18 protein-coding genes, 1 pseudogene and 1 riboswitch are annotated in these 25,515 nt (G+C 70.3%); of the genes and pseudogenes, 3 read left to right on the top strand and 16 right to left on the bottom strand.

The features are described from left to right. The first annotated feature begins 89 nt into the window (after positions 1-89). Entirely contained in the window at positions 90-671 is a 582-nt protein-coding gene (locus ACFYXC_RS33560) for a flavodoxin family protein (RefSeq protein WP_388921920.1), read from the top strand. 22 nt (positions 672-693) lie between these two features. On the opposite strand, the gene ACFYXC_RS33555 is transcribed toward ACFYXC_RS33560, so the two are convergent. From ACFYXC_RS33555 to ACFYXC_RS33540, 4 genes are all read right to left on the bottom strand, one after another. Next, entirely contained in the window at positions 694-1,611 is a 918-nt protein-coding gene (locus ACFYXC_RS33555; protein ID WP_389555949.1) for an ABC transporter permease, read from the bottom strand. Continuing rightward, positions 1,598-2,671, bottom strand: a complete 1,074-nt coding sequence (locus tag ACFYXC_RS33550) for an ABC transporter ATP-binding protein (RefSeq protein WP_389555948.1) — start codon at positions 2,669-2,671, stop codon at positions 1,598-1,600. The genes ACFYXC_RS33555 and ACFYXC_RS33550 overlap by 14 nt, the downstream gene beginning before the upstream one ends. 112 nt (positions 2,672-2,783) lie before the next feature. Then, positions 2,784-4,016: an outer membrane lipoprotein carrier protein LolA gene (locus ACFYXC_RS33545; protein ID WP_389555946.1), complete on the bottom strand. Its 1,233-nt coding sequence runs from the start codon at positions 4,014-4,016 to the stop codon at positions 2,784-2,786. A gap of 331 nt (positions 4,017-4,347) precedes the next feature. Beyond that, on the bottom strand, positions 4,348-5,358 hold the full coding sequence (locus tag ACFYXC_RS33540; RefSeq protein WP_388921907.1) for a polyprenyl synthetase family protein: 1,011 nt from the start codon (positions 5,356-5,358) through the stop codon (positions 4,348-4,350). An 888-nt stretch (positions 5,359-6,246) separates the two neighbouring features. After that, positions 6,247-6,412: riboswitch (cyclic di-AMP (ydaO/yuaA leader) on the top strand. A gap of 5 nt (positions 6,413-6,417) precedes the next feature. Between ACFYXC_RS33540 and ACFYXC_RS33535 the strand changes: the two genes are divergently transcribed. Further along, positions 6,418-7,167 carry a LysM peptidoglycan-binding domain-containing protein gene (locus tag ACFYXC_RS33535; protein ID WP_389555944.1) on the top strand — a complete coding sequence of 250 codons (750 nt, stop codon included), beginning with the start codon at positions 6,418-6,420 and terminating at the stop codon, positions 7,165-7,167. Positions 7,168-7,412: 245 nt separating this feature from the next. On the opposite strand, the pseudogene ACFYXC_RS33530 reads toward ACFYXC_RS33535, so the two are convergent. Then, positions 7,413-8,213 (bottom strand): annotated as a pseudogene (locus tag ACFYXC_RS33530) (HAD family hydrolase); the annotation flags it as partial. A 566-nt stretch (positions 8,214-8,779) separates the two neighbouring features. Here ACFYXC_RS33530 and fahA point away from each other — a divergent pair. Further along, positions 8,780-10,024, top strand: coding sequence for a fumarylacetoacetase (gene fahA, locus ACFYXC_RS33525; protein ID WP_389555943.1), 1,245 nt, complete (start codon positions 8,780-8,782; stop codon positions 10,022-10,024). Between the two features lie 198 nt (positions 10,025-10,222). Here fahA and recQ read toward each other — a convergent pair whose 3' ends face one another. From recQ to nuoE, 11 genes are all read right to left on the bottom strand, one after another. Continuing rightward, positions 10,223-12,238: a DNA helicase RecQ gene (gene recQ, locus ACFYXC_RS33520; RefSeq protein ID WP_389555941.1), complete on the bottom strand. Its 2,016-nt coding sequence runs from the start codon at positions 12,236-12,238 to the stop codon at positions 10,223-10,225. A 256-nt stretch (positions 12,239-12,494) separates the two neighbouring features. Next, the gene (gene nuoN / locus ACFYXC_RS33515; RefSeq protein WP_389555939.1) at positions 12,495-14,144 is read right to left on the bottom strand and encodes an NADH-quinone oxidoreductase subunit NuoN; all 1,650 of its coding nucleotides are present in this window, start codon (positions 14,142-14,144) and stop codon (positions 12,495-12,497) included. Continuing rightward, positions 14,141-15,712: an NADH-quinone oxidoreductase subunit M gene (locus ACFYXC_RS33510; RefSeq protein WP_388921895.1), complete on the bottom strand. Its 1,572-nt coding sequence runs from the start codon at positions 15,710-15,712 to the stop codon at positions 14,141-14,143. The genes nuoN and ACFYXC_RS33510 overlap by 4 nt, the downstream gene beginning before the upstream one ends. Positions 15,713-15,717: 5 nt before the next feature. Next, positions 15,718-17,613: an NADH-quinone oxidoreductase subunit L gene (gene nuoL, locus ACFYXC_RS33505; RefSeq protein ID WP_388921892.1), complete on the bottom strand. Its 1,896-nt coding sequence runs from the start codon at positions 17,611-17,613 to the stop codon at positions 15,718-15,720. A 15-nt stretch (positions 17,614-17,628) separates the two neighbouring features. Then, positions 17,629-17,928 carry an NADH-quinone oxidoreductase subunit NuoK gene (gene nuoK / locus ACFYXC_RS33500; protein WP_004927567.1) on the bottom strand — a complete coding sequence of 100 codons (300 nt, stop codon included), beginning with the start codon at positions 17,926-17,928 and terminating at the stop codon, positions 17,629-17,631. Then, positions 17,925-18,767, bottom strand: coding sequence for an NADH-quinone oxidoreductase subunit J (locus ACFYXC_RS33495; RefSeq protein WP_389555936.1), 843 nt, complete (start codon positions 18,765-18,767; stop codon positions 17,925-17,927). The genes nuoK and ACFYXC_RS33495 overlap by 4 nt, the downstream gene beginning before the upstream one ends. Beyond that, positions 18,764-19,405, bottom strand: a complete 642-nt coding sequence (nuoI, locus tag ACFYXC_RS33490) for an NADH-quinone oxidoreductase subunit NuoI (protein WP_388921886.1) — start codon at positions 19,403-19,405, stop codon at positions 18,764-18,766. Before nuoI ends, ACFYXC_RS33495 begins: the two co-directional genes overlap by 4 nt. Continuing rightward, complete coding sequence (gene nuoH / locus ACFYXC_RS33485; RefSeq protein WP_388921971.1) at positions 19,398-20,783, bottom strand: NADH-quinone oxidoreductase subunit NuoH; 1,386 nt, start codon at positions 20,781-20,783, stop codon at positions 19,398-19,400. The genes nuoI and nuoH overlap by 8 nt, the downstream gene beginning before the upstream one ends. Next, positions 20,783-23,287 (bottom strand): NADH-quinone oxidoreductase subunit G, encoded by a 2,505-nt coding sequence (locus ACFYXC_RS33480; RefSeq protein ID WP_389555934.1) that lies wholly within the window; start codon positions 23,285-23,287, stop codon positions 20,783-20,785. Before ACFYXC_RS33480 ends, nuoH begins: the two co-directional genes overlap by 1 nt. Beyond that, complete coding sequence (nuoF, locus tag ACFYXC_RS33475; protein WP_388921880.1) at positions 23,284-24,666, bottom strand: NADH-quinone oxidoreductase subunit NuoF; 1,383 nt, start codon at positions 24,664-24,666, stop codon at positions 23,284-23,286. The genes ACFYXC_RS33480 and nuoF overlap by 4 nt, the downstream gene beginning before the upstream one ends. Continuing rightward, a complete protein-coding gene (gene nuoE / locus ACFYXC_RS33470; RefSeq protein WP_389555971.1) occupies positions 24,666-25,511 on the bottom strand; it encodes an NADH-quinone oxidoreductase subunit NuoE in 846 nt (281 codons plus the stop codon). The genes nuoF and nuoE overlap by 1 nt, the downstream gene beginning before the upstream one ends. Between the last annotated feature and the right edge of the window lie 4 nt (positions 25,512-25,515).

Here is a 25,515-nt window from a genome sequence, read left to right as displayed (position 1 = left end):
ATGCCGCCGGGGTGGCCGACGACTGCATGCGTGTGCATATACTGCATACGCGTGTAGTCGTCGTACGCCCTACATGACGGAGCCCTCATATGACCCGCCACTTCCTCTTCCTGCTGGGCAGCAGCCGTGACCACGGGAACACGGAGCTGCTGGCCCGCAAGGCCGCCGAACAACTGCCCGCCGATGTCACCCAGCAGTGGATCGACCTGGCCGCGTACCCGCTGCCCGACTTCGAGGACCTGCGCCACGACAGCGACCACGTCCGGCCGTCCGGCGACAACACGGCCACGCTCCTCGACGCGACGCTCGCGGCCACCGACCTCGTCATCGCCTCGCCGCTGTACTGGTACTCCGTGTCCGCGCAGACCAAGCGTTATCTCGATTACTGGTCGGGCTGGCTGCGCACCCCCGGCATCGACTTCAAGAACACGATGGAGGGGCGCACCCTGTGGGGTGTCACGGCCCTCGCGCACGAGGAGGAAGAGGTCGCCGAGCCGCTGATCGGCACCCTCAACAACTCGGCCGCGTATCTGGGGATGCGCTTCGGCGGGGTCCTTCTCGGCAACGGCAGCAAGCCCGGAGACGTCCTGTCCGACTCCGCCGCCCTGGCCGCCGCCAAGACGTTCTTCGCCCAGGAGCCCCCACTCGCCCGCTTCCCCTACGAGAGCTGAGCCCCCGCGGCGCGCCCCCGCTCTACGCGCTGATGTCCTTCGTCGTGAAGCGTGCCCAGGCCGCCGTGCCGAACACCGCCGCGTACAGCGCCTGGACCTCCAGGTTGCGGATCAGGTCGTCCCAGTAGACGGGGTCGCGCATGAGGTCGGCGAAGGACAGCCAGTAGTGGGAGAAGAAGTACGGCTGCAGCGCGTGGAGCTGCGGTATCTGGTCGAGGATCTGCACGGTGATGAGCAGGCCGACGGTCGTCGCCATCGCCGCGATCCCGCTGTTCGTCAGGGTCGAGACGAACAGCCCGAGCGCCGCCACCCCGACCAGTGAGACGGCGACGATCACCGCGATCAGCAGGGCCCGGGCCAGCCCTTCGCCGAAGGTGATGCGCGTACCGGAGATCGTCGTCAGCTCACCCAGCGGGAACAGGAGCGCGCCCACGATGAGCGCCGAGGTCGCCACGACGAGCGTCGCGATGACGCAGAAGGCCAGCGTGGTCGCGTACTTGGTGATCAGCAGGCGCGTACGCCCGGCCGGCGCGACCAGCAGGTACCGCAGTGTCCCCGCGTTGGCCTCGCCCGCTATCGCGTCGCCCGCGACGACGCCGACCGCCATCGGCAGGAAGAACGGCAGCGTGGCGGCCAGCGCGGTGAACACCAGGAACAGTCCGTTGTTGGTGATCTGCGCGATGAACGCCGGCCCCTCGCCCCCGCCGCCCCCGGCGGACGACCCGTCGCTCGTCTCGATCTTGATCGCGATCCCGACCAGCACCGGAACGGCGGCGAGCACCCCGAGCAGCGCGATGGTCCGCCAGCGGCGGAGCGTGGTGCCCAGTTCGTTGCGCAGCAGGCCGAGGGTCCACAGAGGGCTGGGCACCCGCCCCACGGCACTCCCCTCCGCCGCCGGCCTTTCCGCGGCCGGCGGCCCGGCGACCTCAGCCCGCGACATCGAAGCCCTCCCCCGTCAGCGCCACGAAGGCGTCCTCCAGCGAGGCCCGCTCGACCCCGAAGCCGCGGACCCGGACGCCGGCCGTCACGAGGGCCGCGGTCACCTCGGCGAGGTCGCGTTCCGGTGGATCGGCGCTCACCCGGTCCCCGGCGATCACGACATCGCTTATGCCCTGTTCCTTGAGCACCCGGGCCGCGTCCTCCGGATCGGGGGTGGTCACGACGAGCCGGCCGCGCGCGCCCGCCGCCAGCTCCGCCACCGGGCCCTGGGTGATCAGCCGGCCCTGTGCCATCACCGCGGCGTGTGTGCAGACCTGTTCGATCTCGTCGAGCAGGTGCGAGGAGAGGAACACGGTCGTGCCGTCCGACGCCAGTTCGCGGACCAGCGAGCGGATCTCCCGCATCCCCTGCGGGTCGAGCCCGTTGGTCGGCTCGTCCAGCACGAGCAGTCTCCGGGGCTGCAGCAGCGCGGCCGCGAGCCCGAGCCGCTGCTTCATCCCGAGGGAGTACGCCTTCGCCTTCTTGCCCGCGGCGGCGGTCAGCCCGACCCGGTCGAGCGCGGTCGCCACCCGCGCACGCCGGGTGCGCGGGTCGGCGGCCGGGTCGGCGGCGTCGTACCGCAGGAGGTTGTCGCGGCCGGAGAGGAAGCCGTAGAGCGCGGGTCCCTCGATGAGCGCGCCCACGTGCGGCAGCACGGTGCGCGTGGCGCGCGGCATGGGGCGGCCCAGTACGCGTGCCGTCCCTGAGGTCGGCGTGATCAGGCCCATCAGCATTCTGATGGTGGTCGTCTTCCCGGAGCCGTTCGGCCCGAGGAAGCCGAAGACGCTGCCTGCCGGGACGGCCAGGTCGAGGCCGTCGACGGCGAGCTGTCCGCCGCGGTAGCGCTTGGTGAGCGCGCGGGTGGCGATCACGGTGTCATCCGTCGCACCGGCGGTCCCGGTGTGACCCGTGCCGCCGGTGGTTCCGGTGTCGCCCGTCTCCGCGGTCGCCCTCGCGCCCGCGGTCGTGCCGCCCGCACCCGCCCCCGCCGTGTCCCCGTCCGCGGTGGACAGTTCCGCCATCGACTCCCTCACTTCGCCGTGCTCTCGCCGTGCCCACGCCGTGTCCTCGGGGGACCCTGCCCGGTTCGTGTCCTCCGAGAGGCAGGAGGCGACGGGAACGGGCGGGCAGGGCCTACTTCGCCGCGTCGGCCGCCTTCACCAGCGCGTCCTTCGTGACCGCGCCCGCGTAGACCTTGCCGTCGTCCGTGATCAGCGCGTTGACCAGGCGGGTCGAGAAGACCGTGCCCGAGCCGAACGTGCCGCTCACCTGGTCGCCCAGCGAGTCCAGGAACCGTCCCGCGTCGCCCGCGCCGGACGCTTCGGACGGCAGGCCCTCGCCGCCGGTGTCGAACCGGGCTATGGAGCCCCAGCCCTCACCGATGACGTTCAGGCCCTCGAACTCCTTGCCGAGCTCCTCGCCGCCCTCGGGACGCGCCTTGTCGCCCTTGCCGGCCCGGCCCTCGGACGCCGGCTCGTCGCCCTCGGTGACCTTCGCGCCCTTCGGCGGGCTGAAGTCGAAGGTGGACGCGGCCGGCTTGGAGAAGTCGACCTCGGTGAAGCCCGCGTCGATGACGGCCGCGCCGCCGCTCGCCGGGGTGAGCGTGAACTTCAGCGGCAGACCGGTCTTCGCGTCCACGGCGATGGAGATCGCGCCGACCGTCGAACCGGACTGCTTCGGCTCGATCAGCAGTTTGTAGGCGTCCCGGCCGGCGACCTGCGCCGTACCGTCGACGGTCACGGACGTCGTGTCGTCGGCGGCCTTCAGTGCCTCGTCGGCCAGCTCCTTGGGCGTGGCGGGCACGTCCTCGGACCTGTCCTTCGTGTCCTTGCCCGCGGAGGCGGCGCCCTGCACGTGGTACGCCTCGTTCGACGCGCTGTCGTACGCCCACACCTCGTCGCCGTTGTGGATCACGCTGTACTCGGCGGCCTTGTCGAGGAGCGACAGCTTGTGCTTGTCCTCGCCGTCGGCCGCGACGCGCAGTGTGTGCGTACCGGACGCCAGTTCCATCAGCTTGGACGACGGGTCCGCGGACGAGCCCGAGCCGTCGCGCCCACCGCCCGTCGCACCGCCGAGGCTGCTCTCCAGGCCGCCGAGGTCCGGCAGCCCCAGGTCCGTGCTGATCTTCACCGTGCCGGACAGCTGCTGTACGTCCGAAGCGGCGATCTTCTCGATGAGCTGCTGGGCGCTGACCTTTGGCAGGTCGGGATCGCCGGAGCCCGCGAACGCCGGGACCAGCCCGATGGTCGCCGCCGCCACCCCCACCACCGCGACGGGAACGACGTACCGCGCGGCTTTGCGCCGGCCGGCGCGCATGTCGTCGGCCTCGTCCCCGGTCCTGCTGTCGTCGGATTCGTACGGTGCCATGTGTGCCCTACCTCCGTCGTCGGCGGCGGCTTACCGTCCTCGCACTCGTCCACCCCTGGCCGCCATTGTCACCCGAACTCCTGTGAAGTGGTGTGTCCCATCCGACCAAATCGGCCGCCGGAAAGCGTCAGACCTCGGAGCCAACTCCGTGTACACCTGCGGTATGACACGGGTGGACGGCGCCTCCCCCGACCCGTAGGGGTCGGGTGGGGCGGACGCCGTCCGTGTATCTCGCCGAAGCCCGGTGAAACCTGTGTCCACCGGTTCACGAAGCCGTGGTCGGCCCCGTACGGGATCTTCCCGGCGTGCCGCCGGTCCGTCGCCGTTCGGGTCAGCCCGCCCGGTGCACCACCGCGTCGCACAGCTCCACCAGGGCCGCCTTCGCGTCGCACTCCGGAAGCGGCACCAGCAGGGCGCGGGCGTCCTCCGCGTACCGCACGGTGTCGCGGCGGGCCTGGTCCAGCGCGGGGTGGACGCGCAGCCTGGCCAGCGCCTCCGCGTGCCGGGCGTCGTCGGTCAGGTCCGAGGCGAGCAGTTCGGACAGGGCGATGTCCTCGGCGAGCCCGAGCCTCTCCACCCGCTCACGCAGCCGCAGCACGGGCATCGTCGGGATGCCCTCACGCAGGTCGGTGCCCGGCGTCTTGCCCGACTCGTGCGAGTCGCTCGCGATGTCCAGTACGTCGTCGGCGAGCTGGAAGGCGACGCCGAGCCGCTCTCCGTACTGCGTCAGCACGTCGACGACCGTCTCGTCGGCGCCCGACATCATCGCGCCGAACCGTCCGGCCACGGCGATCAGCGAGCCGGTCTTGCCGCCGAGCACGTCCATGTAGTGGTCGACCGGGTCCCTGCCGTCGCGCGGTCCGGCGGTCTCCAGGATCTGGCCGGTGACCAGTCTCTCGAAGGCTTCCGCCTGGATGCGTACGGCCTCGGGGCCCAGGTCGGCCAGGATGTGCGAGGCACGGGCGAAGAGGAAGTCACCGGTGAGGACCGCGACGGAGTTCCCCCACCGGCTGTTGGCACTGGGCACCCCACGGCGCACGTCCGCCTCGTCCATCACGTCGTCGTGGTACAGCGTGGCGAGGTGGGTCAGCTCGACCACGACCGCCGAGGGCACGACACCCGGCGCGTACGGGTCACCGAACTGGGCGGCGAGCATCACGAGCAGCGGGCGGAACCGCTTGCCGCCCGCCCGTACGAGGTGCTGTGCGGCCTCCGTGATGAACGGGACGTCGCTCTTGGTGGCCTCGAGCAGTCCCTCCTCGACAGCCGCCAGTCCGGCCTGGACATCGGCTTCGAGAGCCTGGTCCCGCACGCTCAGCCCGAACGGCCCGACGACGGTCACGAGGGTCTCCTGTCTGCTGACGCTCTCAACGGCGGTCTCTGGATGTTCTGGGTGTTTCAGGTGCTGTAGGTGCTGTGGATGCCGTAGGTGTTTGTCGATGTGTCGCTGCTGGCACTCAAGTCAGCGTATCCGGTCGTCTTTCGATCACGATGAGCGCCCGCCCGTCACCCGCCCTCGCCCTGCCGGACACGCTCCACCTGGTCCCTTTTGCCCCATCGGCCAGGCCGGTCGGTATCGGATCACGGAAGGTATGTTCTTGATCTGCCGATATACCTTATATGACCGATACATCTCGAAAGAGGCACGCTTTCAGGCAAGAGCGCCGATCACTCCACGCCCCCCGCGTTCCCCCCGAGGGCGGAACCAAAGCCCCACGCGCCCATGCCGTACCCCCGGCCCTGCCGCCTGATCCGCCGTCACGGTCACGGCCAGGCACTTCGTCCGGCATTCACGCGACCCGAATTCCCCAGCATCGAGGCCCCGTTCTGGACACTCCGGATTCCGGCCGGACGAATTCCATTGCGGGCCGGACGAGTTCACGCGCGCACCGAATGATCACGAAAGACCGGGCACATTCCCGGTCCACCACGGGGGAAGAAAGGCCACCCATTCCGATCGCCCCACTTGTCCGAATTGCCAAGTTGTTTCGCTGATTCGGCATCCGAATCAGTGAATTGGGTCACGTCCGCCCGAACTGATCATTTTGTCCGGGCCACCGACTTCCGTTCGCGAAAGGCAAGTTGAACTTCGCCCTCCGCATGGATCAAGAGATGTGTCCCAGCCGAGGCTGGTCGTAGCCGTCCGAGCGCGAATTCGGGGCTTGTTCGCGACATGTGCTCTCGCATACGTTCTCGTCACTCCGGACGGATCGCCTAATCCTGCCACCGCCCGGAACACCAGCCATCCATTCACTCGCGTACGGCAGGAGCGGGGAAACCAGGTAAGTCGCCGGACCGGATATCGGCACGGCTAGGGGTGTAGTCGCGTACCGCACGCGGCCGGGCATCTCCCGCCCGAACCCGACAGCTCACCTCGTAGGCGTCGGAGAGGAATTTCGTCATGCCCACACGAGGTAAGCACCGCCGTCCCCGAACGAACACCCTCACGCGTGGCATCGTCGCCGCGGGCACGGGCGGAGTCGCGCTCGCGCTCCCCCTCGTGGGGGCGACCGGAGCCCACGCCGCACAGCCGGCCCAGGCAGCGCAGACAGCGCAGGCGGCCCAGGCCGCTCCGAACGCGGTCCCGCAGGTCTCGCTGGTCACCTACGAGGTGGTCAAGGGCGACACGCTGTCGAAAATCGCCAAGGCGCACACCGCCAGCGACTGGAAGAAGCTCTACAAGGCCAACCGCGCGGTCATCGGCAGCGACCCGGCACTCATCCGCCCCGGCACCGAGCTGACCGTGGGCACGAAGAACGCCGGCTCCTCCGCGAAGACCGCCCAGGCGGCCAAGACATCCGCCGTCACCCCGGCCGCCGCGAAGACCTACACGAACGACCTCGACGGCTGGATCAGGGAGTCGCTGGACGTCATGGCCCAGCACGGCATCCCGGGCACCTACGACGGCATCCACCGCAACATCATCCGCGAGTCGTCGGGCAACCCGCAGGCCATGAACAACTGGGACTCCAACGCGGCCGCCGGTACGCCGTCCAAGGGGCTCCTCCAGGTCATCGACCCGACCTTCGCGGCCTACCACGTGAGCGGCACGTCGCTCGACCCCTTCGACCCGGTCGCCAACATCACGGCGGCGTGCAACTACGCCGCCGACAGGTACGGCTCGATCGACAACGTCTTCGGGGCCTACTGACCGACGGCGCCCGGAGCCGCGTTCCGGCCGGCCCCTTGTCCGGCGCCCTGTCCCGCCTGTCCGGCTTGGCGGCCGCCCCCGCGACCGGCTTGCCTGCCGACGAGGGCGCCGGTCGGCCGGGCGGCCCCGTCGCGCCGACCCGCCCGGTCGCTCGGGTCGGCCTGCTCGGCCTGCTCGGCGCGGTCGGCGCGGTCGGCGCGGTCGGCGCGGTCGGCGCGGTCGGCGCGGTCGGCGCGGTCGGCCGAGAACATCCGTTCCAACACCACCGCGATGCCGTCGTCCTCGTTCGAGAGGGTGATCTCGTCGGCGACGGACTTGAGCTCGGGGTGGGCGTTGGCCATCGCTACGCCGCGCGCGGCCCAGTCGAACATGGGGATGTCGTTGGGCATGTCCCCGAAGGCGATGGTCTGCGCCGGCGTCAGGCCCAGCCGCCTGGCGGCGAGCGCGAGCCCCGTCGCCTTCGTGATGCCGCATGGCTGAAGTTCGACGGTGCCGGGACCGGACATCGTGACGGTGGCGAGGGAACCGATCACTCCGCGGGCGGCGGTCGCCAACGCGTCGTCGGAGAGCAGGGGATGCCGCAGCAGCACCTTGCTGATGGGCCGCGTCCACAGGTCGTCGCGGCGTCGCACCCGTTCCGCCGGAAGCGTCGGGTGCGGCATCTCGTAGCCCGGCTCGATGAGGGTGAGGCCGTCGACCCCGTCCTGGTCGACGGCCGCGTACACCTCGCCGACCTCCGCCTCGATCTTGCCGAGAGCCACCTCGGCCAGCTCGCGTTCGAGGGTGACCGACCACACCATCCGGTCCGCGCCGGCGTCGTACAACTGCGCGCCCTGTCCGCACACCGCGAGCCCCTGGCTGCCCAGTTCGTCCAGCAGCGGACGTACGCGCGGGGCCGGGCGCCCCGTCACCACGAGGTGCCGGGCACCTGCCCCGACCGCCATCGCCAGCGCGGCGCGTGACCGGTCCGAGAGGGTGTCGTCGCCGCGCAGCAGCGTCCCGTCCAGGTCAGTGGCGATGAGTGAATATGCATTCGGTGGGGCCATGATCAGAGAATACGGATCGAATGCCCCAGCGACTCGACGGGAACCGGACGTCGTCCGGCACCTCGGCCGTCACAGAGGTCACCGTACGCCCCCTCAGGCCCCGGCAGTTGGGGCCGATCCCATGACATATCGGCCACCCCGCCGGCCCGGTCCGCACCCCCTCGCGCCCCCCTCGGCGACCGTCCCCTCGCCTCAGCCGTGCCGTCCCGCCAGGTGCCGGGCCGGCCGCGGCGCCGGTTGCGGCCATGGGGGCGCGCCGAAGGCGACAGAGCCCTTTCCGCGCGCCACTCCGCGCACCTGTGCGCCGGACTCCACGGCGAGCGCCGCCGTCTTCCGGGCGGACCAGGACGGGCCGTACGGTGCCCGCGGTGCCCCCTGGTGTCCCACGCCCGCCCGAGGGGGCCGGGTCGGGGCCCACCCCGCCCCTCCCCTGGACGGAGGCCAAGCCGGGACCAACCACTCCGACCTGCCCTTGTCCGGACGTCACGAACTCCGGAGACACTGCCCACGAACGGCGCCTCCCCGTAACGTGTGCTGCACCCACACGGAAAGCGAGGCAGCACCCCATGCCCCCCTTCGATGTCCCCGAGGGCGATCCCTTCGGCCCGCACAATCTTCCGTACGGCGTCTTCTCCCTGGGCGGCTCGCCGGACGGCTCTCCGGGCGGCTCCGCTCACCGGAGCGTGGGCGTCCGGCTGGGCGATCATGTCCTGGACGCGGGGGCCGCCGCGGTGGCACTCGGTTCCCCCTACGCCGCACTGCTCGCGCAGCCCTCGCTGAACCCCCTGCTCGCGGCCGGCCGCACGGCGTGGTCGGACGTACGGCGGGCACTCACCGCATGGGTGACGGTGCCCGCCCACCGCGAGACGGTCGCACCCCTGATGAACCCGCTCTCCGAGGTGACCCTCCATCTCCCCTTCGAGGTCGCCGACTACGTCGACTTCTACGCCTCCGAGAACCACGCCCGGAACGTCGGCCGCATCTTCCGCCCCGACGCCGAGGACTCCCTCACCCCCAACTGGAAGCACCTGCCGATCGGTTACCACGGCCGGGCGGGCACCGTCGTCGTCTCCGGTACCGACGTCGTACGCCCCGCGGGCCAGCGCAAGGCTCCCGCGGACCCGGCGCCGGTCTTCGGTCCGTCCGTCCGGCTGGACATCGAGGCGGAGGTCGGCTTCGTCGTCGGCACCCCCTCCGCGATGGGCACTCCGGTACCGCTGGCAGGCTTCCGCGACCACGTCTTCGGGCTCTGCCTCCTCAACGACTGGTCCGCGCGCGACCTCCAGGCATGGGAGTACGTTCCCCTCGGTCCCTTCCTCGGCAAGTCCTTCGCCACGTCGGTGTCGGCGTGGGTCACCCCCCTCGACGCGCTGGAGGACGCACGGGTCACGCCCCCGACGCGTACGCATCCGCTCCTCCCCTATCTGGACGACTCCTCGGAGGACCCGGGCGGCTACGACCTGCGGATCTCCGTCGCCGTCAACGGCCATGTGATCTCCGAGCCGCCGTTCTCCACGATGTACTGGACCGCCGCCCAGCAGTTGGCCCACATGACCGTGAACGGGGCTTCGCTGCGCACGGGCGATCTATACGGGTCGGGCACGGTGAGCGGGACCTCGGAGGGCGAGCGGGGTTCGCTCCTGGAGCTGACGTGGAACGGGCGGGACGCCCTCGAACTTCCCTCCGGCAAGCGGACGTTCCTGGAGGACGGGGACACGGTGACGCTGACCGCGTGGGCCCCCGGACCTGACGGCACGCGGGTCGGGCTGGGTGAGGTGACGGGGCGCATCGCGAGCGCGGGGGTTCGCTGACGCGGGCGGTTGCCGGCGGGCGGTTGCCCGCGCGGGTGTTCGCTGACGCGGGGTCGTTCGGAGCTGCGGGCCGGTGGGGGCCGGTCGCGCAGTTCCCCGCGCCCCCGGGGGGGGGTACGGCGGGTCCTCCGTCGTGTGTCCGGTGCGGGTGCTCTGGGGCTGAGCGCGCAGTTCCCCGCGCCCCCAGGGGGCGGGGGGCTAGGGGCAGTCCTCTGGTTCTGGTTCTGGTTCCATTTCTGGCCAGTGCAGGTCGGGGTCGCCGTCGCTGCGGCGGTGGGGCTTCGGTGTCGGTGCCGGGCTCGGGGTAGCGCTCGGCGTCCCGGCCGGACGCTCCAGGGACCCGAGCACCCCGATCACACCCTCCCCGTACGTCGCGAGCTTCTTCTCGCCGATGCCGCTGATGCCGCCGAGCTCCTCCACGGAGGTGGGCCACAGTGTGGCGATCTCCCGCAGCGTGGCGTCGTGGAAGATGACGTACGCCGGGACGCCCTGCTCCTTGGCCTGTCCGGCACGCCAGGCGCGCAGGGCCTCGAAGGCGGGGAGCAGCTCCGCGGGCATCTCGGCCGCCGCGGCCGCCGCCTTGGCCTTGCGCTCGGCCCGGCCGGAGCCGGACGAGCCGGACGAGCCGCGGGACGTCACCGGCTTCGGCTGCTCCTTGCGCAGCGGCACCTCCCGCTCGCGCCGCAGCACCGTCCCGCTCGCCTCGGTCAGGACCAGCGTGCCGTACGCGCCCTCGACCGAGAGGAGGCCCTGGGCCAGCATCTGCCGTATGACACCGCGCCAGGCGCCCTCGTCCAGCTCCTCGCCGATGCCGAACACGGACAGCTGGTCGTGGTCGAACTGGATGACCTTCGCCGTCTTCTTCCCGAGCAGGATGTCGACGATCTGGATCGCCCCGAACTTCTGCCCCCGCTCACGCTGCAGCCGCACCACGGTGGACAGCACCTTCTGGGCCGCGACCGTGCCGTCCCAGGTCTCCGGCGGGACCAGGCACGTGTCGCAGTTCCCGCAGGCATCGGCCGCCGGGTCCTGGCCGAAGTAGGCGAGCAGCTGACCGCGCCGGCACCGGGCGGTCTCGCACAGGGCGAGCATCGCTTCGAGATGCGCGGACGCCCGGCGGCGGAACGCCTCGTCGCCCTCGCTCGACTGGATCATCTTGCGCTGCTGTATGACGTCGTTGAGTCCGTAGGCCATCCAGGCCGTGGACGGGAGTCCGTCGCGGCCCGCGCGGCCGGTCTCCTGGTAGTAGCCCTCGACGGACTTCGGCAGGTCGAGGTGGGCGACGAACCGGACGTCCGGCTTGTCGATGCCCATGCCGAAGGCGATGGTCGCGCAGACCACCAGGCCGTCCTCGCGCAGGAACCGCGACTGGTGGGCGGCGCGCGTGCCCGCGTCGAGACCCGCGTGGTACGGCACCGCCGCGATGCCGTTGCGGGCGAGGAACTCGGCCGTCTTCTCCACCGAGTTGCGGGAGAGGCAGTACACGATGCCCGCGTCGCCCGCGTGCTCCTCCTGGAGGAAGGACAGCAGCTGCTTCTTGGGGTCGGCCTTCGGCACGATCCGGTACTGGATGTTGGGCCGGTCGAAGCTGGCCACGAAGTGGCGGGCGTCCGGCATGCCCAGGCGCTCGGTGATCTCCTGGTGCGTCGCGTGCGTGGCCGTGGCCGTCAGCGCGATCCGCGGTACGTCCGGCCAGCGCTCGCCCAGCAGCGAGAGCGACAGGTAGTCGGGGCGGAAGTCGTGGCCCCACTGGGAGACGCAGTGCGCCTCGTCGATGGCGAAGACGGAGATCTTGCCGCGCTTGAGGAGGTCGAGGGTGGACTCCAGGCGCAGCCGCTCGGGCGCGAGGTAGATCAGGTCGAGCTCGCCCGCGAGGAACTCGGCCTCGACGGTGCGCCGCTCGTCGAAGTCCTGCGTGGAGTTCATGAACCCGGCGCGCACGCCGAGCGCCCGCAGCGCGTCCACCTGGTCCTGCATCAGCGCGATGAGGGGCGAGACCACCACTCCCGTACCCGGTCTGACCAGGGCCGGGATCTGGTAGCAGAGCGACTTGCCGCCGCCCGTCGGCATGAGGACGACCGCGTCCCCGCCGCTCACCACATGCTCGATGACGGCTTCCTGCTCACCGCGGAATGCCTCGTAACCGAAGACCCGGTGGAGCGTTGCGAGCGCCTCGCTCTCCGTCACCTCTGTCATCACACCCGTCCCGCCCATCGTCCTGTCCCCCGCACGTCGTGCCTCGACCGCTGCGTCCACGATAGGGGCCCGCACCGACAGCATCAGAGTTATCCACAGGCTGCGACGGGCCATCTGCGGAACGCGCACGCCGACGGGTCCGAAAAGCCCCACCTCACCCCACAGCACCACCCCAGCTCGGGCCGGCTCGGCCCGGCCTGGAAAGGTCTCGGGCCCCGGCTCCTTCGGGGAGCCGGGGCCCGAGGCCCGGAACGACGCGACGTCACCGTCACCGTCAGCGGACGAAGACGCCCGCCTGGCCCGCCAGATCCAGGAAGTACTGCGGCGCCACACCGAGTACCAGCGTGACCGCCACACCGACCGCGATCGCCGTCATCGTCAGGGGCGACGGCACGGCGACCGTCGGTCCCTCCGGGCGCGGCTCGCTGAAGAACATCAGCACGATCACGCGGATGTAGAAGAAGGCCGCGATGGCCGACGAGATCACGCCGACCACGACCAGCGCGCCGGCGCCGCCCTCGGCGGCCGCCTTGAAGACGGCGAACTTGCCCGAGAAGCCGGAGGTCAGCGGGATGCCCGCGAAGGCCAGCAGGAAGACCGCGAACACGGCCGCCACCAGGGGTGACCTGCGTCCGAGGCCGGCCCACTTGGACAGGTGGGTGGCCTCGCCGCCCGCGTCCCGGACGAGGGTGACCACCGCGAACGCGCCGATCGTCACGAACGAGTACGCGCCCAGGTAGAAGAGCACCGACGAGACGCCGTCCGGTGTCGTCGCGATGACACCCGCGAGGATGAATCCCGCGTGCGCGATGGACGAGTACGCGAGGAGCCGCTTGATGTCGGTCTGGGTGATCGCGACGATCGCGCCGCCCAGCATGGTGACGACCGCGACGCCCATCATCACCGGCCGCCAGTCCCAGCGCAGGCCCGGCAGGACGACGTACAGGAGCCGCAGCAGCGCGCCGAAGGCGGCCACCTTGGTCGCGGCGGCCATGAAGCCGGTCACCGGGGTCGGCGCGCCCTGGTAGACGTCCGGGGTCCACATGTGGAACGGCACCGCGCCGACCTTGAACAGCAGGCCCATGACGACCATCGCGGCGCCGATGAGCAGCAGCGCGTCGTTGCCCATGGTGCCGGCGAGTGCCGGGTTCACCGTCTCGACCGTGCCGTCGACGACCTGGGCGATCGTCGCGTACGACACGGAACCGGCGTAGCCGTAGAGCAGGGCGATGCCGAAGAGGGTGAACGCGGAGGCGAAGGCACCGAGCAGGAAGTACTTGACCGCGGCCTCCTGCGACATGATCCGCTTGCGGCGGGCCACGGCGCACAGCAGGTAGAGCGGCAGCGAGAGGACCTCCAGCGCGATGAAGAGTGTCAGCAGGTCGTTGGCCGCCGGGAAGACGAGCATGCCGCCGATCGCGAAGAGCAGCAGCGGGAACACCTCGGTGGTGGCGAATCCCGCCTTGACCGCGGCCTTCTCGCTGTCGCTGCCCGGCACGGACGCGGCCTGCGCGGCGAAGGAGTCCACGCGGTTGCCGTGCGCCACGGGGTCAAGGCGCCGCTCGGCGAACGTGAACACGCCCAGTACACCGGCCAGCAGGATGGTGCCCTGCAGGAAGAGCGCGGGCCCGTCGACCGCGATGGCGCCCATCGCGGCGATGCCGGCCTTCGTGCTGCTGTATCCGCTCGCCGCGAGCCCGACGACCGCGGCGAACGCGGCGGCCAGGGCGACGACGGACACGAACAGCTGGACGTAGTAACGGGACTTGCGGGGCACGAATGCCTCGACCAGGATTCCGAGGACCGCCGCCCCGATGACGATCAGGGTGGGCGACAGCTGCCCGTACTCGATGTTCGGCGTGTCGATCTTCTGGATCGGATCGGCCGCCGTTGTCCACAGGCTGTGGACGGCTGTTGCGCTCACTTGGCGGCCTCCACGTCAGGCTTGGGGTCCTTCTTCTGGACGTCGGACATGGTCTGCTTGACCGCCGGATCGACGATGTCGGTGAGGGGCTTCGGATAGACGCCGAGGAGGATCAGCAGGGCGATCAGGGGGGCGACCACCACGAGTTCCCGTACCCGGAGGTCGGGCATGGCCGACACCTCGGGCTTCACCGGGCCCGTCATCGTCCGCTGGTACAGGACGAGCGAGTAGAGCGCGGCGAGGACGATGCCGAAGGTGGCGATGATCCCGATCACCGGGTAGCGCGCGAACGTGCCGGCCAGGACCAGGAACTCACTCACGAACGGCGCGAGCCCCGGCAGCGACAGCGTCGCGAGGCTGCCGATCAGGAAGGTGCCGGCGAGTACCGGCGCGACTTTCTGCACCCCTCCGTAGTCGGCGATCAGGCGCGAGCCGCGCCGCGAGATCAGGAAGCCGGCCACCAGCATCAGCGCGGCGGTCGAGATTCCGTGGTTGACCATGTAGAGCGTCGCACCGGACTGTCCCTGGCTGGTCATCGCGAAGATGCCCATGATGATGAAGCCGAAGTGGGAGATCGACGCGTACGCCACCAGGCGTTTGATGTCCCGCTGGCCGACCGCGAGCAGCGCCCCGTAGACGATGCTGATCAGGGCGAGGACGAGGATGGCGGGCGTCGCCCACTTCGACGCCTCCGGGAAGAGCTGGAGGCAGAAGCGGAGCATCGCGAAGGTGCCGACCTTGTCGACCACCGCCGTGATCAGGACGGCCACCGGGGCGGTGGACTCCCCCATGGCGTTGGGCAGCCAGGTGTGGAGCGGCCACAGGGGCGCCTTCACCGCGAAGGCGAAGAAGAAGCCCAGGAACAGCCAGCGCTCGGTGTTGGTCGCCATGTCGAGCGAACCGTTGGCCCGGGCCTCGGCGATCTCCTGGAGCGAGAAGTTCCCCGCCACCACGTAGAGGCCGATCACGGCGGCCAGCATGATCAGGCCGCCGGCCAGGTTGTAGAGGAGGAACTTCACGGCGGCGTACGAGCGCTGTGCCGCCGCGTGCTCGTCGGAACCCGCGTGGGCCCGGTCCCCGAAGCCGCCGATGAGGAAGTACATCGGGATGAGCATGGCTTCGAAGAAGATGTAGAAGAGGAAGACGTCGGTGGCCTCGAAGGAGATGATCACCATCGCCTCGACGCCGAGGATCAGGGCGAAGAAGCCCTGCGTCGGCCGCCACCGGCTGCTGTGGGTCTCCAGCGGGTCGGCGTCGTGCCAGCCCGCGAGGATCACGAACGGGATCAGCAGGGCGGTCAGCGCGATCAGCGCCACCGCGATGCCGTCCACGCCCAGTTCGTACCGCACCCCGAAGTCCTTGATCCAGGAATGCGATTCGGTGAGCTGGTAGCGGTCGCCGTCGGGGTCGAAGCGGACCAGGACGACGACGGCGAGGACCAGGGTGGCGAGCGAGACGAGCAGCGCCAGCCACTTGGCGGCGGTGCGGCGCGCGGCCGGCACGGCGGCCGTGGCGATCGCCCCGATCGCCGGGAGCGCCGCCGTCGCTGTCAGCAGAGGAAAGGACATCGGTATCAGACCGCCCTCATCAGCAGGGTCGCGGCGATGAGGACCGCCGCACCGCCGAACATCGAGACGGCGTACGAGCGCGCGTAGCCGTTCTGCAGCTTGCGGAGCCGTCCGGAGAGACCGCCCATCGAGGCCGCCGTGCCGTTGACGACCCCGTCGACCAGCGTGTGGTCGACGTACACCAGGGAGCGTGTGAGGTGCTCGCCGCCGCGCACCAGGACGACGTGGTTGAAGTCGTCCTGGAGGAGGTCGCGCCGGGCGGCCCGGGTGAGCAGCGAGCCGCGCGGGGCGACGACCGGGACGGGACGGCGCCCGTACTGGAGGTAGGCGAGACCGACGCCGACGACCATGACGGTCACCGTGGAGAGCGTGATGGCCGTCGCGCCGATCGGCGGGTGGCCGTGCGAGTGCTCGGTGACGGGCTCGAGCCAGTGCAGGAAGCGGTCGCCGATGCCGAAGAAGCCGCCGGCGAAGACCGATCCGAAGGCCAGCACGATCATGGGGATCGTCATGGACCTCGGCGACTCGTGCGGGTGCGGTGCGTTGCCCTTCTCGTCGGGCTGCCAGCGCTTCTCCCCGAAGAACGTCATCAGCATCACGCGCGTCATGTAGAACGCCGTGATGGCCGCGCCCAGCAGGGCGACGCCGCCGAGGATCCAGCCCTCGGTGCCGCCCTTGGCGAAGGCGGCCTCGATGATCTTGTCCTTGGAGAAGAAGCCGGACAGACCCGGGAAGCCGATGATCGCGAGGTAGCCGAGGCCGAACGTCACGAAGGTGACCGGCATGTACTTCCTGAGGCCGCCGTACTTGCGCATGTCGACCTCGTCGTTCATGCCGTGCATGACCGAGCCGGCACCGAGGAAGAGCCCGGCCTTGAAGAAGCCGTGCGTCACGAGGTGCATGATCGCGAAGACGTAGCCGATCGGGCCGAGGCCCGCCGCGAGGATCATGTAGCCGATCTGCGACATGGTCGAACCGGCGAGTGCCTTCTTGATGTCGTCCTTGGCGCAACCGACGATCGCACCGAAGAGGAGCGTGACCGCTCCGACGACGGTGGTGACGAGCTGGGCGTCCGGCGCGGCGTTGAAGATCTCCCCGGAGCGGACGATCAGGTACACACCGGCGGTGACCATGGTCGCGGCGTGGATGAGGGCCGAGACCGGCGTCGGGCCCTCCATCGCGTCGCCGAGCCAGGACTGCAGCGGCACCTGGGCGGACTTGCCGCAGGCGGCGAGCAGCAGCATCAGGCCGATGGCGGTGAGCTTGCCCTCGCCGGTCTCGCCAGTGGCCTCCAGGACCGGTCCGAAGGCGAAGGTCCCGAAGGTGGTGAACATCAGCATGATGGCGATCGACAGGCCCATGTCGCCGACGCGGTTGACCAGGAACGCCTTCTTCGCGGCGGTCGCGGCGCTGGGCTTGTGCTGCCAGAAACCGATGAGCAGGTACGAGGCGAGGCCCACACCCTCCCAGCCGACGTACAGCAGCAGGTAGTTGTCGGCGAGGACGAGCAGCAGCATCGCCGCGAGGAAGAGGTTCAGATAGCCGAAGAAGCGGCGGCGGCGCTCGTCGTGCTCCATGTACCCGATCGAGTACACGTGGATGAGCGAGCCGACGCCGGTGATCAGCAGGACGAACGTCATCGACAGCTGGTCGAGCTGGAAGGCGACGTCCGCCTGGAAGCCCTCGACGGGGATCCAGCTGAACAGGTGCTGGCCGACGGCCCGGTGCTCCGCGTCCTTGCCCAGCATGTCGGCGAAGAGGATCGCGCCGATCACGAAGGAGGCGGACGCGAGGACCGTGCCGATCCAGTGGCCGACGGCATCGAGCCGCCTGCCGCCGCACAGCAGTACGGCCGCTCCGAGCAGGGGCGCTGCCACAAGCAGCGCGATCAGATTCTCCACGATTGCAGCGACCCCTTACAGCTTCATCAGGCTGGCGTCGTCGACCGAGGCCGAGTGGCGGGAACGGAACAGCGACACGATGATCGCGAGCCCGACCACGACCTCCGCGGCGGCGACGACCATCGTGAAGAAGGCGATGATCTGGCCGTCGAGATTGCCGTGCATCCGGGAGAAGGCGACGAACGCGAGGTTGCAGGCGTTGAGCATCAGCTCCACGCACATGAACACCACGATGGCGTTCCGCCTGATCAGGACGCCGGTGGCGCCGATCGTGAACAACAGGGCGGCGAGGTACAGGTAGTTGACGGGGTTCACTTCGCGGCCTCCTCTGCCCGGTCGTCGCGGCCGAGCCGCTCCCCGGCACGCTGCTCCAGTGCCTTGAGGTCCTTGATGGCCTCGTCCGACACGTCACGGATCTGGCCGCGCTCGCGCAGCGTGCCGATGACGGTCAGCTCGGACGGGGTGCCGTCGGGGAGGAGACCGGCGATGTCCACCGCGTTGTGCCGGGCGTAGACGCCGGGGGCGGGCAGCGGCGGGAGCTGCTTGCCCGCGCGCACCCGCTCCTGGGCCAGCTCGCGCTGGGTCCTGGCCCGCTCGGTGCGCTCGCGGTGGGTGAGCACCATGGCGCCGACGGCGGCCGTGATGAGCAGGGCGCCGGTGATCTCGAAGGCGAAGACGTACTTCGTGAAGATGAGGGCCGCCAGACCCTCCACGTTGCCGCCGGCGTTGGCCTGCGCGAGGCCGTTGAACTCCGTCAGCGACGCGTTGCCGATGCCCGCGCACAGCAGGATCCCGAAGCCGAGGCCGCACAGGAGGGCCAGCCAGCGCTGCCCTTTGATGGTCTCCTTCAGGGAGTCCGCCGCGGTGACACCGACGAGCATGACCACGAAGAGGAACAGCATCATGATCGCGCCGGTGTAGACGACGACCTGCACGATGCCCAGGAAGTACGCGCCGTTGGCGAGGTAGAACACCGCCAGGATGATCATCGTCCCGGCGAGACAGAGCGCGCTGTGCACGGCCCTCTTCATCAAGACGGTGCACAGGGCGCCGATCACGGCGACGGTGCCGAGGACCCAGAACTGGACGGCCTCTCCGGTGGAGGTCGAGTAGGCCGCGAGCGAGGTGACGTCGGCGGCGAGCTGCGCGCTCATCGGCCGATCACCTGCCCCGACGCCGGCTCGTCCTCGCCGAAGGTCGACGTGCCCTCCTGCGGGACCTCGCCCTTGGAGTGGGCGACCTGCGGCTCCGTACCCGGCGCGGCCTCGGTGACCAGCCCCCGGTAGTAGTCCTGCTCGTCCATGCCCGGGAAGATCGAGTGCGGCGACTCGACCATGCCCTCCTCCAGACCGGCGAGCAGCTGCTCCTTGGTGTAGATGAGGTTGGCACGGCTGCTGTCGGCCAGCTCGAACTCGTTGGTCATCGTCAGCGCGCGCGTGGGGCACGCCTCGATGCACAGGCCGCACAGGATGCAGCGGGCGTAGTTGATCTGGTAGACCCGCCCGTACCGCTCACCCGGGGAGTAGCGCTCCTCCTCGGTGTTCTCCGCGCCTTCCACGTAGATGGCGTCGGCGGGACAGGCCCAGGCGCACAGCTCACAGCCGATGCACTTCTCCAGGCCGTCCGGATGGCGGTTGAGCTGGTGCCGGCCGTGGAAGCGCGGGGCGGTGGTCTTCTGCTGCTCCGGATACTGCTCGGTCAGCCGCTTCTTGAACATGGCCTTGAAGGTCACGCCGAAGCCTGCGACGGGGTTCTGGAAACCGGTTTTGGTCTCCTTCTGCTCATCAGCCATCGGACGCCTCCTTTCCGTCACGAGGTCCATCGGATCCGTCACTGGCAGTATCGGGCCCACCACTGACAATCAACTCCCGCTCCCGGCGCGGGCGGCGCCGGGGCACCGGCGGCAGCTCCTGTCCCGGCAGCGGCGGTACGGGGAATCCGCCCGCCATCGGATCGAAGGCGGTGGGTTCCTCCGGCGCCTCCTGGGCCGCCCTGCGTTCGCGGAACATGTCGGCGACGAAGGAGAGCAGCAGCAGGACAAGGACCGCGCCGCCCACGTACAGGGCGATGTCGGCGAAGTCGTAGTTCTCGTTCCGCAGCGTCCGTACGGTCGCGACGAGCATCAGCCAGACCACGGAGACCGGGATCAGGACCTTCCAGCCGAGCTTCATCAGCTGGTCGTAGCGGACGCGGGGCAGGGTGCCGCGCAGCCAGATGAAGAAGAACAGCAGCAGCTGCACCTTGACGACGAACCACAACATCGGCCACCAGCCGTGGTTGGCGCCCTCCCAGAAGGTGCTGATGGGCCAGGGGGCCCGCCAGCCGCCCAGGAAGAGCGTCACGGAGACCGCCGAGACGGTCACCATGTTCACGTACTCGGCGAGCATGAAGAGCGCGAACTTGATGGACGAGTACTCGGTGTTGAAGCCGCCGACCAGGTCGCCCTCGGACTCCGGCATGTCGAACGGGGCGCGGTTGGTCTCGCCGATCATCGTCACGATGTAGATCAGGAACGACACCGGCAGCAGGATGACGAACCAGCGGTCCTCCTGCTGGGCCACGATCTCCGAGGTCGACATCGAGCCCGAGTACAGGAACACCGACGCGAACGCGGCGCCCATGGCGATCTCGTACGAGATCATCTGCGCGCACGAGCGCAGGCCGCCGAGCAGCGGGTACGTCGATCCGGAGGACCAGCCCGCGAGGACGATGCCGTAGATGCCCACCGAGGCGACCGCGAGGATGTAGAGCATCGCGATCGGCAGGTCGGTGAGCTGCATCGTGGTGCGGTGGCCGAAGATCGAGATCTGGTTGTCGGCCGGTCCGAAGGGGATGACGGCGATCGCCATGAAGGCCGGGATGGCCGCCACGACCGGGGCGAGGACGTAGACGACCTTGTCCGCGCGTTTGACGATCAGGTCTTCCTTGAGCATCAGTTTCACGCCGTCGGCGAGCGACTGGAGCATGCCCCAGGGGCCGTGCCGGTTGGGTCCGATGCGCAGCTGCATCCAGGCGACGACCTTGCGCTCCCACACGATGGAGAAGAGCACGGTGATCATCAGGAAGGCGAAGCAGAAGACCGCCTTGACGACGACCAGCCACCAGGGGTCGTGGCCGAACATGGAGAGGTCCTCCGCGGCCAGGTACGCCGGCGCGGCGAGGTCCGACATCATGCCTCCACCTCCTTGGGGGCCTCGGCCGCGAGGGTCGCCGGTCCGATGCGGACGAGTGCGCCGGGCGTCGCGCCCGTGTCCGAGGCGACGCCCCCTCCGGCGGAGTTCAGCGGGAGCCAGACCACGCGGTCCGGCATCTGCGTGATCCGCAGCGGGAGTTCGACCGCTCCGGAGGGACCTGTCACGGCCAGCGTGTCGCCGTCCTTGACGCCCGCCTCGGCGGCCGTGGCGGCCGACACGCGCGCGTGTGCGGCGTGCCGGGTCCCGGCCAGCGCCTCGTCGCCCTCCTGGAGACGGCCCTGGTCGAGCAGCAGCCGGTGTCCGGCGAGCACGGCCTCCCCGGCGGCGGGCCGCGGTGCCTGGGCCGCCGTCGCCACCGGCCCGGCCGCCCGCGGTCCGTCCCAGGCACCGAGCCGGTCCAGTTCCAGGCGTGCGGTACGCAGGTCGGGGAGCCCCAGGTGCACGTCCATGGCGTCGGCCAGCATCTGCAGGACGCGTGCGTCGGTGGGCGCCACCCGGCGGGTCATCTGGTCGGGTTTGAGAGCGGCGTCGAAGAGCCGTGCCCGGCCCTCCCAGTTGAGGAAGGTGCCTGCCTTCTCGGCGACGGCGGCGACCGGGAGTACGACGTCCGCGAGCTCGGTGACCTCGCTGGGACGCAGTTCCAGCGACACCAGGAAGCCCACCTGGAAGAGCGCCGCACGCGCGCGTGCCGGGTCGGGGAGGTCGGCGACCTCGACGCCCGCCACGACGAGCGCGGAGAGTTCGCCGGTGGCGGCGGCCTCGATGATCTGTCCGGTGTCACGGCCGTGGCGGTGCGGAAGCGCGGCGATCCGCCACGCCTGGGTGACCTCGTCCCGCGCGCGCGGGTCGGTGGCCGGGCGTCCGCCGGGCAGCAGCGAGGGCATCGCCCCCGCCTCGAGCGCGCCGCGCTCCCCGGCCCGGCGCGGGATCCACACCAGTTCGGCGCCGGTGGCGGTGGCGGCCCGTACGGCGGCGGTCAGCCCGCCGGCCACGGAGGCCAGCCGTTCACCGACGACGATCACGGCTCCCGGGGTGCGCAGGGCCTCGGCGGCCCCCGCGCCGTCCTCGTCCAGGCCGACTCCGGAGGCGAGGGCGTCCAGCCACTCGGTCTCGGTGCCGGGGGCGGCCGACAGCAGCGTGCCGCCCGCCTTCTCCAGGCCGCGTGTCATGTGCGTGGCCAGCGAGAACGTCCGCTGTCCGTGTCCGCGCCACGCCTTGCGCAGCCGCAGGAAGACGCCGGGCGCCTCCTCCTCGGACTCGAACCCGGCGAGCAGGACCGCGGGTGCCTTCTCCAGGGCGGTGTACGTGACGCCCGTACCGTCGAGGTCCCTGCCCCGTCCGGCGACGCGGGCGGCCAAGAACTCGGCCTCCTCGGCGCTGTGCACGCGCGCGCGGAAGTCGATGTCGTTCGTGTCGAGGGCCACGCGCGCGAACTTGCTGTACGCGTAGGCGTCCTCGACGGTCAGCCGGCCGCCGGTGAGGACGCCGGCCCGGGAGCGGGCGGCCAGGAGTCCCTGGGCGGCCGCCTCCAGGGCCTCGGGCCACGACGCGGGCTCCAGTTCACCGGAGGCACCGCGCACCAGGGGCGTCGTCAGCCGGTCGCGCTGCTGCGCGTACCGGAATCCGAACCGCCCCTTGTCGCACATCCACTCCTCGTTGACCTCGGGGTCGTCGGCCGCGAGGCGCCGCATGACCTTGCCGCGCCGGTGGTCGGTACGGGTCGCGCAGCCGCCGGAGCAGTGCTCGCACACCGAGGGCGAGGAGACGAGGTCGAAGGGCCGCGAGCGGAACCGGTACGCCGCCGAGGTGAGCGCCCCGACCGGGCAGATCTGGATGGTGTTCCCGGAGAAGTACGACTCGAAGGGGTCGCCCTCGCCGGTGCCGACCTGCTGGAGCGCGCCCCGCTCGATCAGTTCGATCATCGGGTCGCCCGCGACCTGGTTGGAGAACCGGGTGCAGCGGGCGCACAGCACGCACCGCTCACGGTCGAGCAGTACCTGGGTGGAGATCGGGACGGGCTTCTCGTACGTCCGCTTCTTCCCCTCGAAGCGGGACTCGGAGTGACCGTGCGACATCGCCTGGTTCTGCAGCGGGCACTCGCCGCCCTTGTCGCAGACCGGGCAGTCCAGCGGGTGGTTGATGAGCAGGAGCTCCATCACACCCTTCTGGGCCTTCTCGGCGACCGGGGAGGTGAGGTGGGTCTTGACGACCATCCCGTCCGTGCAGGTGATCGTGCAGGACGCCATCGGCTTGCGCTGGCCCTCGACCTCGACGATGCACTGGCGGCAGGCGCCGGCCGGGTCGAGGAGGGGGTGGTCGCAGAACCGCGGGATCTCGATGCCGAGCTGCTCGGCGGCCCGGATGACCAGGGTGCCCTTGGGCACGCTGATCTCGACGCCGTCGATGGTCAGCGAGACGAGATCTTCCGGCGGGACCGCCGCCTCCCCGCCCCCGGAGGGAGCGCTCGTGGTCACGGTCATGCGTTCACCTCCGTGTGCTTGTCCTGGTCCGCCCAGGCCGTCGACCTCGCGGGGTCGAAGGGGCAGCCGCGGCCCGTGATGTGCTCCTCGTACTCCTCGCGGAAGTACTTGAGGGAGGAGAAGATCGGCGAGGCCGCGCCGTCGCCGAGGGCGCAGAAGGACTTGCCGTTGATGTTGTCGGCGATGTCGTTCAGCTTGTCGAGGTCGGACATGACGCCCTTGCCGGCCTCGATGTCACGCAGGAGCTGCACCAGCCAGTACGTCCCCTCGCGGCAGGGCGTGCACTTGCCGCAGGACTCGTGGGCGTAGAACTCGGTCCACCGCGTGACGGCCCGGACGACACAGGTCGTCTCGTCGAAGCACTGGAGTGCTTTCGTGCCGAGCATGGAACCCGCGGCCCCCACTCCTTCGTAGTCGAGAGGGACGTCGAGGTGCTCATCGGTGAACATCGGGGTCGAGGAGCCGCCCGGCGTCCAGAACTTGAGGCGGTGTCCGGCCCGGATGCCGCCGCTCATGTCGAGGAGCTGGCGGAGCGTGATGCCGAGCGGCGCCTCGTACTGGCCGGGGCTGGTGACATGGCCGCTGAGCGAGTACAGCGTGAAGCCCGGGGACTTCTCGCTCCCCATCGAGCGGAACCACTCCTTGCCCTTGTGGAGAATCGCGGGAACCGACGCGATCGACTCGACGTTGTTCACAACAGTCGGACAGGCATAGAGGCCCGCGACCGCAGGGAAAGGGGGACGGAGTCGCGGCTGGCCACGGCGGCCTTCGAGCGAGTCGAGCAGTGCGGTCTCCTCACCACAGATGTACGCGCCCGCACCCGCGTGCACGGTGAGCTGGAGATCGAGTCCGCTGCCCAGGATGTTCTCGCCCAGGTAGCCGGCCGCGTATGCCTCGCGCACGGCTTCGTGCAACCGGCGCAGTACGGGGACGACTTCACCCCGCAGATAGATGAAGGCGTGCGAGGACCTGATCGCATAGCAGGCGATGACAATGCCCTCGATGAGGCTGTGCGGGTTCGCGAAGAGGAGCGGGATGTCCTTACAGGTCCCCGGTTCCGATTCGTCGGCGTTGACAACTAGATAGTGAGGCTTTCCGTCACCCTGGGGAATGAACTGCCACTTCATCCCGGTGGGGAATCCGGCACCGCCGCGCCCGCGCAGACCGGATTCCTTCACGTACGCGATGAGGTCGTCCGGTGACATGGCGAGCGCCTTGCGCAGGCCCTCGTACCCGTCGTGCCTGCGGTACACGTCCAGCGACCAGGACTCGTCCTCGTCCCAGAAGGCCGACAGCACCGGTGAGAGCAGCTTCTCGGGACTGTTCTCCCCGCCGGTGCCCGGCTGGGACGCGCCCCCGTGTTGAGTGGACACGGTCATCACTCCCCCTCCTCGGCGGCGGGCCCGGCCGGGTGGTCCGGGTCGGAGGCCGCCGTGTCCTGCGGCGCGTCGTGCGAACTGAGGTGCTCGGTCGGAGACGGGTCGTGCGCCGACCCGTCCCGGGAGGCTGCCGCCCCGTCCCGGGGAGCTCCGGAGCCGCGCGGGTGCACCACGCGCGCGGCGCCCGTCTCCCCCTTGGCCAGGCGGAGGCCCACCAGCGAGGCGGGGCCCGCGCCGCCGCTCGCCCCGACCGCGCCGGGGCGCTCGTCGGGGAAGCCCGCCAGGATGCGGGCGGTGTCCTTGAACGTGCACAGGGGGGCGCCGCGGGTCGGTTCGACCTGCGTTCCCGCGCGCAGGTCGTCGACCAGGCCCTTCGCGCTCTCCACGGTCTGGTTGTCGAAGAACTCCCAGTTGACCATCACGACCGGCGCGAAGTCGCAGGCCGCGTTGCACTCGATGTGCTCCAGGGTGACCTTGCCGTCGCCGGTGGTCTCTCCGTTGCCGACGCCCAGGTGCTCCTGGAGGGCGGAGAAGATCGCGTCGCCGCCCATCACCGCGCACAGCGTGTTGGTGCAGACGCCCACCTGGTAGTCGCCGCTCGGCCTGCGGCGGTACATGGAGTAGAAGGTCGCGACCGCGGTGACCTCGGCGGTGGTGAGGCCGAGCATCTCCGCGCAGAACCGCTGCCCCGTGCGCGTGACATGGCCTTCCTCCGACTGCACGAGGTGCAGCAGCGGGAGGAGGGCGGACCGGGAGTCCGGGTAGCGGGCGATGACCTCGCGCGCGTCCGCCTCCAGCCGGGCCCGTACGTCGGCCGGGTAGTCGGGTGCGGGCAACTGGGGCATCCCC

This window comes from Streptomyces sp. NPDC002701, assembly GCF_042889045.1.
In the GTDB taxonomy this organism is placed as follows: Bacteria; Actinomycetota; Actinomycetes; order Streptomycetales; family Streptomycetaceae; genus Streptomyces.
This window is presented reverse-complemented; position numbering and strand designations above follow the sequence as displayed.